At 48.3% G+C, this 9,602-nt stretch carries 9 protein-coding genes; 5 read left to right on the top strand and 4 right to left on the bottom strand.

The features are described 5' to 3' along the window. Window positions 1-135: helix-turn-helix domain-containing protein (locus JGK39_RS30525; RefSeq protein ID WP_293297167.1), on the bottom strand; the 135-nt coding region annotated here is incomplete at its 3' end. Window positions 136-451: 316 nt separating this feature from the next. Here JGK39_RS30525 and carA point away from each other — a divergent pair. From carA to JGK39_RS30500, 5 genes are all read left to right on the top strand, one after another. Beyond that, window positions 452-1,603: a glutamine-hydrolyzing carbamoyl-phosphate synthase small subunit gene (carA, locus tag JGK39_RS30520; RefSeq protein WP_293249029.1), complete on the top strand. Its 1,152-nt coding sequence runs from the start codon at window positions 452-454 to the stop codon at window positions 1,601-1,603. A 435-nt stretch (window positions 1,604-2,038) separates the two neighbouring features. Further along, window positions 2,039-2,395: an STAS domain-containing protein gene (locus tag JGK39_RS30515; protein ID WP_293249026.1), complete on the top strand. Its 357-nt coding sequence runs from the start codon at window positions 2,039-2,041 to the stop codon at window positions 2,393-2,395. A gap of 321 nt (window positions 2,396-2,716) precedes the next feature. Further along, the gene (locus tag JGK39_RS30510) at window positions 2,717-3,172 is read left to right on the top strand and encodes a ribonuclease III domain-containing protein (protein ID WP_293249023.1); all 456 of its coding nucleotides are present in this window, start codon (window positions 2,717-2,719) and stop codon (window positions 3,170-3,172) included. Window positions 3,173-3,422: 250 nt separating this feature from the next. Then, complete coding sequence (gene rlmB / locus JGK39_RS30505) at window positions 3,423-4,925, top strand: 23S rRNA (guanosine(2251)-2'-O)-methyltransferase RlmB (protein WP_293249020.1); 1,503 nt, start codon at window positions 3,423-3,425, stop codon at window positions 4,923-4,925. 498 nt (window positions 4,926-5,423) lie between these two features. Then, window positions 5,424-5,702 (top strand): DUF1816 domain-containing protein, encoded by a 279-nt coding sequence (locus tag JGK39_RS30500; RefSeq protein ID WP_293249017.1) that lies wholly within the window; start codon window positions 5,424-5,426, stop codon window positions 5,700-5,702. 359 nt (window positions 5,703-6,061) lie between these two features. On the opposite strand, the gene JGK39_RS30495 is transcribed toward JGK39_RS30500, so the two are convergent. The 3 genes from JGK39_RS30495 to JGK39_RS30485 form a co-directional block, all read right to left on the bottom strand. Further along, window positions 6,062-6,898, bottom strand: a complete 837-nt coding sequence (locus tag JGK39_RS30495; RefSeq protein WP_293298584.1) for an alpha/beta hydrolase — start codon at window positions 6,896-6,898, stop codon at window positions 6,062-6,064. Between the two features lie 172 nt (window positions 6,899-7,070). Next, entirely contained in the window at window positions 7,071-8,375 is a 1,305-nt protein-coding gene (locus JGK39_RS30490) for a serine hydrolase (protein WP_293249005.1), read from the bottom strand. Window positions 8,376-8,961: 586 nt separating this feature from the next. Continuing rightward, complete coding sequence (locus JGK39_RS30485; RefSeq protein WP_293175010.1) at window positions 8,962-9,417, bottom strand: helix-turn-helix domain-containing protein; 456 nt, start codon at window positions 9,415-9,417, stop codon at window positions 8,962-8,964. Between the last annotated feature and the right edge of the window lie 185 nt (window positions 9,418-9,602).

Genomic DNA, 9,602 nt, shown 5'->3' with positions numbered 1-9,602 from the left:
TCGCGAATTATACCAATCTTTACGTTCTTGCAGGGCATAATTATATACCTTGCGACATTGTTCCAACCAATCCTCAAATATTGCTACTTGTGTTTTTGTGGGTTTCAATTTGAATTCATAAGTCAGATTGAACACTTGCATCACCTCCTTGTTTGATTTTACCAGATTTCTACAAAATGGCAAGAGGATTTTTAGAATAAAGTCATCCTAGAAGCACGAGGCTCTAACCCCCTAATTTTGGTAGAGATTTAGACTTTTCACTCGCCTGGACTGAGCTGCTGTCCGATAAATTGCTGAGGCAGGTGGATATCCAGAATTTGCTCTCTTCTGCTGTTTGTGGATTACCTGTTGCTGTTGCACAAATTAAAATAATATCTGTATATTGCCGGCTAGCATCAAATCCCAGGCAGTGGTAAGAATTAAACCAAACAGACTGTAATTTAAGGATGCCATGTCACTTTCAACTGCACAACCCGCCCTCCTAGTCCTAGCTGACGGTACTGCTTACCGCGGCTGGTCTTTTGGCGCTGACGCCACCGTCGTCGGCGAAGTAGTTTTCAATACGGGAATGACTGGCTATCAAGAAGTTTTGACCGATCCGAGCTATTGCGGTCAAATTGTCACTTTTACTTATCCAGAATTGGGCAATACCGGGGTAAATCTCGAAGATGAAGAATCTTCGCGGCCGCAAATTAAAGGCGCGATCGCCCGCAACGTCTGCAGCCGACCCAGCAACTGGCGCTGTTCAAAATCCCTCCAAGACTACCTAAAACAGTACGACATCCCGGGTATTTACGGCATCGACACCCGCGCCCTGACTCGCAAAATTCGCACCGTGGGAGCGATTAACGGCGGCATTTCGACGACGATTCTCGACCAGGCGGAGCTTTTAGAGCAAGTCCAAAACGCCCCCAGCATGGCCGGGCTGAATCTGGTGCGGGAAGTGACCACCCGCGAGGTTTACGAGTGGTCTGAAGCCACAGATGCCGTGTGGGAGTTCAGTCCCACAGTCAAGCCGGATAACGGCGAAATGTGGACGGTGGTAGCCCTAGACTTTGGGGTCAAGCGCAACATCCTGCGGCGTTTGGCGAGTTACGGCTGTCGGGTAATTGTTGTACCCGCCGACACGTCAGCCGAGGCGATTCTCAAATACAACCCGGATGGCATTTTTCTGTCCAACGGGCCTGGAGATCCTTCGGCGGTAACGGAAGGGATCGCGACTGCAAAAGCTTTGTTGAAGTCCGACAAACCTGTGTTCGGCATTTGTATGGGACACCAGATTCTGGGCCTTTCCTTGGGTGCGGAAACTTTTAAACTGAAGTTCGGCCACCGGGGATTGAATCATCCGGCGGGTTTAACTCAGCAGGTAGAAATTACTAGCCAAAATCACGGTTTTGCGATCGACCCTGACTCTCTAGTCCCGGAAGTAGAAATTACTCACCTCAATTTGAACGATCGCACCGTAGCCGGATTGAAGCACAAAACCTTGCCGCTGTTCTCAGTCCAGTACCACCCAGAAGCCAGTCCGGGCCCCCACGACGCTGACTATTTGTTCGATCGATTCGTCCAGTCAATGCGAGACAATCAGAAAGCAGCAGCTTAGTCATTGGTCAATAGTCAACAGTCAACAGTCATTAGTCATTAGTCATTAGTCATTAGTCATTAGTCATTAGTCATTAGTCATTAGTTAGGAGTGCTGTCCCACCCGAGCGAACGTCCAACGTCATCAGTCATCAGACTTGAATTGTCTCAGTCCTTTTAATCAAATTTTCCAGCAGGCGGGACGGCTAACCCCTACTCCCCACCAGAAAAAATCATTTTTGTGGGATTGAGCCTCCTGGCCCGTCATAGCTATTTTTGCCATTGCTCGTCTATCAGAGGCTGTTTGTGTAAATGGCTTCTGACTAATGACTAACGACTAATGACTGATGACTGATGACTGATGACCAAAAAACTGTAGACAAAATACCAAAAAACTCCTATAATGAAGCCTCGACTTTAAGCCATATCTAGCTAGGAGGGTGTCATTCCTGAGTCATTGACCCTGACCGTTAGCCTCAGAGGCACTCGCGAAGTCAAGGATAACCATCAGTTATTTCGCTTGACCGGCCTGCTGGACGCTTTTTCTGAGGCCACTTTTCGGAAGGTACTAAGCAAATGTATTGACGAGGGCCCAAAACACGTAATTTTGGACTTGTCTCAGATAGATTTTGTGGATAGTTCAGGCTTGGGCGCACTTGTGCAACTGGTCAAGAAAGCCCAAACCTTGGAAGGGACATTGCAAATTGTCTCAAATCCCCGCGTAACTCAGACTGTTAAACTGGTTCGCTTAGAGAAATTTTTGTCTTTGCAGCCTTCGGTTGATGAGGCGGTAAAAAACGTCAAGGATGCTTGACGCCACAGTGGATTGAATTAGCTATCCGGTGATCGACGCTGGATAGCAAATTTTTATGATTGTGCTGGTAAAAAATATCGATTTTCCCAAAAGCTGCGCCGCGAGAGGCCCGCTATTTCCTCCCATGCTTTGAGATCCTGTGGAGGAGATTAAAATATGTGTGGCAAATAGGCGGAAAAATGCTATAAGAATTAGGGAAGCAGCAGGTCTAAGCGATCGCCTTGACAAACCCGTGCAGTCGCTATAATAGCTGAAGAAACGAAAGACGAAATAAGTAAGTGTAGAAAAGCCAAGCTGTGCCGAAGTTTTATTTAAAAAAGTATGTCGCCTCTAGCCGATGACGGACTCAAACTGAGTCTGAGTGATATCAGTTTAAATCGACAGCATCCTGCGAGGGCGACACCAGCAGAAATAGAAAGGATTTCGCCCGCAGCATGGGCATATTTGGGGGATGCAGTTTACGAACTCTACATTCGGAGTTCGTATTTAATGCCGCCCCGAAGATTGCAAGCTTATCACGAATTGGTGGTGGGGCAAGTACGAGCAGAAACTCAAGCGCGTCACTTGCGATCGATCTCTCCTTACTTGAACAGTACAGAATTAGCAATTGTCAAGCGCGGCCGCAATGCCGTATCGGGCCGTTCTAAGCGAGCAGATCCAGAAATATACCAACAAGCCACCAGCTTAGAAACGTTGGTCGGATATTTGTACCTGACAGACCCCGAAAGATTGACCGAAATTTTGGGATTTTTAGAACTTGAGACTGAAAGTATTTAGCCGTTGAAATTTGGGAAGGGCGAGGAATTAATTGATAATTCTGGCACGGTTAGCCTAAAACAGCAAAAAGCTCGCGAAGGCAAACAAAATCGATATGTCCATCAGAAAGCAAGTTTAGCAGCGGTAAAATCCTTGCTCCCTCAATCTAACATCTAAAATCTCAAAGCCCTAAGATTGCTTTATCAATCCCAAATCCCAAATCTAAAATCCCAAATCTAAAATCTAAAATCGTGTTGACCACAACAAACAAATGAGAAAATTTACTAGACCAAACTCCTCGCGATCGAATTCCGACAGCAAGCCATTCAATCGCGAAGGCCGCCGTCAAGACTCACAACCGTCCTCAGCCCGGTTTGAACGCAAGCCCCGTCCCGACACTCGCCCAACAGACGCCCCTCAGAAGCGATCGACCTTTTCCCCCCAATCCCGAGAAATGCCCGTGCGATCGATTTACAAACGGAATGCCGATTCCGACAGCCAACCGTCCATACGCAGACATTTCAAAGACAGAGACGCAGACAACAGCAGCCCGCAGGAATCCCGGGGCAATTTTTACAGAGATAGAGACAGCAGCCCGCAGCCAGCCCGCAACAATTTCCGAGACAGAGACAGAGACAGAGACGGATACAGAGATAGAGACAGCAGCCCGCAGCCAGCCCGCAACAATTTCCGAGACAGAGACAGAGACAGAGACGGATACAGAGACAGAGATAGCAGCCCGCAGCCAGCCCGCAACAATTTCCGAGACAGAGACAGAGACAGAGACGGCAGCCCGCAGCCAGCCCGCAACAATTTCCGAGACAGAAACAGAGACAGCAGCCCGCAGGAATCCCGGGGCAATTTTTACAAGGACAGAGACAAAAACAGAGGCAGAGACAGAGACAGAGACAGCAGCCCGCCGGAATTCCGGGGCAACCATTTCCGAGACAGAGACAAAGACAGAGACACTCGCCCGGTTGACACTGCCTCAAATACCGTCGTGCAACCAGACGCAGACACAGATGACATGATTTACGGCCGCCATGCAGTGCAAGCAGCCTTAGAAACAAACCAAGTCCTGAACCGAATTTGGGTTGTCCCGCACCTGCGCTACGATCCCCGCTTTCACAGCTTGCTAACCGAAGCCAAAGCCAACGGCAGCATCATTGATGAAGTTGACGATTTGCGCCTCGACTACATCACGCGCAAAGCAAACCACCAAGGCGTAGCAGCCCAAGTATCAGCTTACGAATACCTGGATTTGAGCGAACTGATCGCACAGGCTAAGGCTGCTTGCGCCGATCCGGTAATTGTGGTAGCCGAAGGACTCAACGACCCCCACAATCTAGGGGCGATTGTTCGCACCGCAGAAGCATTGGGAGCTCAGGGTATGGTGATTCCGCAGCGGCGGGCGGTTGGGATTACCTCGGCAGTCAGAAAAGTGGCTGCAGGCGCATTGGAAAATCTGCCAGTGGCGAGGGTGGTGAATCTTAACCGGGCGCTGGAAGAATTGAAAGAGGCAGGATTCTGGATTTACGGCGCAGCAGCAGGCGTGGGTGACTCATTAGAGACAATCAACTTCTCCGGGCCGACTGTTTTAGTTGTGGGCGGTGAAGCTGACGGTTTGAGCCTTTTGATACAGCGCGGATGTGACGGATTAGTTTCAATTCCTTTAAGGGGAAAGACTCCTAGCCTGAATGTCTCGGTAGCAACGGGAATGGCTTTATACGAAATTTACCGCCAGCGCGGGCCGAAAAAATTTCACGTCCACTGATAGTCAAATTGGTTGAAAAAAACAGCACAACAGAGTAATTTATGTAAGTAGCTAAAGCCTGGTTATCGGTGTCTGTAGCTACTTAGACCTCACTAGCAAAATCCCGAGTAGAATGTCACCTGGGAAAACACCTAATATGCACTCAAATTAGAGCGCAACTGCATAACAAACAGATAACTCTGAGGAGATAGCACTTTGGTTATTCCCAATTGGTCAGCAACTGCGGTGATGCAAAAATATGCGAAGGCCGCCAAAATATTGAGCGGTAGCACACTCTGAACAAGTAATAATAGATCGGCCGCCGTTACGGACAGGCGAAAGTAGAAGGGGCCTTCCCCCTACTTTTCAACAGGAAATCGACACCAATCTATTTAGATATTGGTTTTAAATAGGTTTGGATTGGTTCAAAGGTAGCATTAAAGCCGCGTAAATAACAAAAGCGCAGGCGTTGCCCGCAGCACCCTGAAAACACCGTTAAATACATTAGAAGAAAAGCAGATGAAAGAACTCTTGATTAGCTTGCTCAACTTTTTCGGATTGGCTTGGTGGGTTGAAGTGAAAACTTCAGCGCCGCGGTGCATTTACTATTTTGGCCCCTTCTTGACGGCTCAAGAGGCGGAATCTGCAAAAGCAGGATATGTAGAAGACATAGAAAATGAAGGTGCAGAAGGTATTAGTGTTTCCATTCAGCGCTGCAAACCTATTGCTTTGACGGTTGCAGATGATTTGGGAAAGTTTGGTGAGGGAGGGTTGTTGCCTGTTTTGAGCGGCCAGTAGCAGCAGGTTCAGTTGACAGTTGACAGCAAACAGTTGACAGCAAACAGTTGACAGTTGACAGTTGACCTCTACCTGAAAGTCCGAGGATTGGAGTAATGAATAGTCTGATTTTAATTTCTCAAGAGCGATCGGGGTTCCGGCTTTAAACCAATTCTTTTTGGTAATTTTGAGTTTTGAGTTTTGAGTTGTCAATTCAAATCCGGCAAGATCGGAATTATACCCTGCAAGCTAAACCCCGATCGCGAGTGGTTATCGCTCTTCGGGACGATCGCACTGTTTAATTCGGATGCCAACGCCAACGATATAATTTCAAAACTCTAGACGGTTGGATGATTAATTTATTCGGAAAAATTCAAAACTCAAGACTCGGAATTGCTAACTGCTTGGGGGTGACTCTCAATCCACCGATCGATATCTGTGACTACCCGATCGGGAATTTCCCAGGGGAACAAGTGGGCTGTATCGGGATAACACTGCCACTGACAATCGTGGAGGTGGCGGGCTGTTTCTAAACTGGATGCTGAGGTGATGTGTCGATCGACCTCTCCGGCCATCACCAAGCACGGACATTGAATGTCGCCGAGGTGCAGCAGTCGATCGTATCCGGCCCTGAGAGCGGTATTTAACGCCTTTGCAGCCGCGCTGGAAGTCTGGAGGTAGGCGGGGGTACCCGCCCGTGCTAAGTAGCGGTAAGGCGTCGCTGTATGCTGCTGGATCAAGTAGCGAAAGAGCGATCGCCTGCCAAAAGTATCAATATTCCACTGCCAACCTGGTATCACCCAGTTGATAATTCCGGCTAAACCGGTGTAAAGGTTATCTTGCCAAGAAATGGGCGGGTGACTTCCGCGCGGTTTGGCGGCGGATGCCAGGAGAATTAAACCGGTGACTCGCCCTGGATATTTCATGGCTAGTTCCAGGGCTAAAATGCCTCCTAAAGACCAGCCGATGACTAAAGTGCGATCGACTCCCAATCGGTCTAAAAGTGCCTCTAAATCAAGCAAGTGGTCGGTCATTTCAAAGGAATTTGAGGTGCGGCTGTTGCCGTAGCCGCGCAAGTCTGGGGCGATCGTCCGAAACCGCTGTGATAGGTGTTCTGTGAAGACGGACATACAATCGCCGGAACCTGGATGGCCGTGCAAGCAGAGAATCGGAAATCCTTTTCCTTTGACGGAAACGTTGAGTTTTTGATGCGACATTGTTTAACTGTTTGGGCGGTGCGTTGTCCCGCTATAAATTGTGTGAGGGCTTACGCACCACGATCGCAGAAACCGGGTTTTTTGCTCTTTCTGTGGACTGCAGCGAAGGATTTTCGTCCATCAAACCCGGTTTCTGGCCACCCGTGCGTAAGTCCTGTGTATATTCCAGCGGTTAAAAGCTGGGATTGTTGCTAATATAATCGGCAATTTTAGCAATAGACTGGCGGATTTGTAGGTCGCCGCTGGTGCGGCTGTCAATCACAGTCATCACATAGGCTTCGCCGTCAATGTTCATCGCTAAAGTTGTGCCGAGTACCAGGGAATTCTCTCCGGTTTTTTCGCCCAACCACTGAGCTTTAGTTCCTTTCAAGGCTGCAAATCCCAAAGCGCGATCGTACTGCTGGTTGAGAGTTTCTACTAACAGTTTAGCGCCCGGTGTTTCGCCGTTGTAAATTTGCACCATCATTTCGGTGAGTTCGTTAGCAGTCACGCGGTTTGGCCCGGAACCGGGGTTGGCGGGCATAGTTTTTTCCCCCATTAATTTGAAGTTGACGCGGGTGACTTGGTAGCCGCGATTTTCTAAGAATTGATTGATGTAATCGGAACCCAAATAATCGATTAGTTGATTGGTGGCGATGTTGCTGCTGCGATCGATCATTTCTTCTAACAGTAGGTATACCGGGTAATTGCGATCGGACAAAATCTTTGTCGATGCGTCTTCGGTGAAATTGCCCCTATCGACGAATACTTCATGGTTGAGACTGATTTTTTCTTTGTCGAGTTTTTCCATCAGGGCGACAGCGATCGGCACTTTAATTAAGCTGGCCGGGCTGATAGGAGGCACATCGCCCCGGAGGTTGACGCACTCTCTAGAAAGGTGGCAAATGCCGATCGACGCTTGCCTAGACAAACCGCTTTCCCTGGCAACCACAGCCAAAAAATCTGATTTTGCTTGCTGCACTTGAGAGGTTGCTGCGGTTAAATTTTCCCGGTATTCTTGAGCTTTTGAGGCTGTGAGGGGAGCTAAAAATGAATTTTGCGGAACTTCCTGCAAGTTGTTGAGGGCCTGGTGCCACAAAAATTGAGTTTGCTGCGAAGATTCGATCGACTGATTTTGCTGCTTTCCAGTGTCTACGGCTCGATCGGCCAAACGGACTGCTTGCTGTAAGTTGTCGTTAGCTCTCTGTTCTACTAATATTTGAACTTCCACCTCTTGCAACTGCTGTACCAATTTTTCTTGAGGATTGCCGGCGAAGGGAACTAAGCCGGAGAGCAGGGTTGGTTCTGGGGAGGGTGAGGCGGGTTGTTCTAGTTGGGTGACGAGCCGATCGCGAATTTTGTAGAGTTCGTCTAGGGAACGCGGGTTAGATGATTGAGCAAATGAACTGGCGATGGTTAACACCTGAACCAGTCCGATGCTGGCTGCTACTGTCGCCATCTTGTTTGCGATCGACAAAAAACGGCTGAACCCTGGCATATTCCACATCCTCAACACAACCAAATTCAATCTAAGCAGCTATTGTTACAAGAGTCAAACGATTTTTGATTTTTGATTTTTGATTGGGCATTTTAGTCGCCGTAGGGTGCGTCGAAGAAAGACAATCCTCTAGAAAGAGCGACAATCGATCGAGCGACGCACCTCTTCTTTTCAAGGGATGAGGAAACCAACCCAACATTTTTGTTGTAGCAAGCTTTTTGATAAATGATATAAGGATCGCGACTTAAATAATTTACACTCTTGAAAGTGGGATGGGCGGGAGAGCCCGTCCTTTATAGACGGGCTCTCCCGCCCATCCCACAAGAATAATAAAGATTGTAAGTTATTTAATTCTCATACCTAAGGTGCGTCGCCACAAAATTGTCCATTTAATTTAGGGATTTTTCATGGCGACACACCCTACGAATACTGCTAATGACTAATGACTAATGACCAATGACCAATGACTAATGACTAATGACTAATGACTAATGACTAATGACTAATGACTAATGACTTCTTCAAAAATAAAGGGAGCGATCGCACCCAATGGCGATCGACCCCTTTAAATATTATTGCGAACTATCTACTTTCTGCGGCGCCGCCGCCAATCAACACCCAACCGCTTGAGATAATCCCAGCCGCGTTGGGGCCAGACATGAGCGCTACCAGTCTTTTCAGCAATCCAGCGAGCTACTTTGGGGCCTGTCCAGTCTCCGCCGTCGGGGGCGGGGCCTTGCAGCGCTTGTCGCAGTTCTTCTTGCTGTTCGGGACTCAGCAAGGATTTGGCAGGAGGGGGCTGGCGGTCTCCGCTGCGGTTTCTCACAGAGTTAGGCCCTTCTCGGTTGTAGCGCTGGACAATTTCTTTGGCGTAGTCGTAGTTAATCCCTACGACTTGGGCTGCTTGTTTGATAGTCCAATTTCGGGAAACTAAGAGTAGCAAGTGCCAGCGGCGCGACTCTGTGGTGTTTTGTGCCTGCCGGTAGCGAATTTTGAGTTCCTCTGCCGTCAGGTGAGATTCTAAGTGAGCTTTAGGTGGCATTCCTCCAACGGGGCATCGGGAACTTCTTACCATATATCTTTGGTTTTGGGGAGAATTCCGGATGAAATTGTCTTCTTGGGGATCGTCGCGGGGTAGTGCCCTGAAGGAAAGGATCGAGAGAATAAAACTCACGTCAAAGAAAAGTAGGCATTTAGAGTTGTAAATTAGCATTGTAATGATGCACA

The organism is Microcoleus sp. PH2017_12_PCY_D_A, assembly GCF_020738565.1.
GTDB lineage: Bacteria > Cyanobacteriota > Cyanobacteriia > Cyanobacteriales > Microcoleaceae > Microcoleus.
Note: the sequence above shows the minus strand (reverse complement) of the source record. Positions and strands in the feature narration are given on the sequence as shown.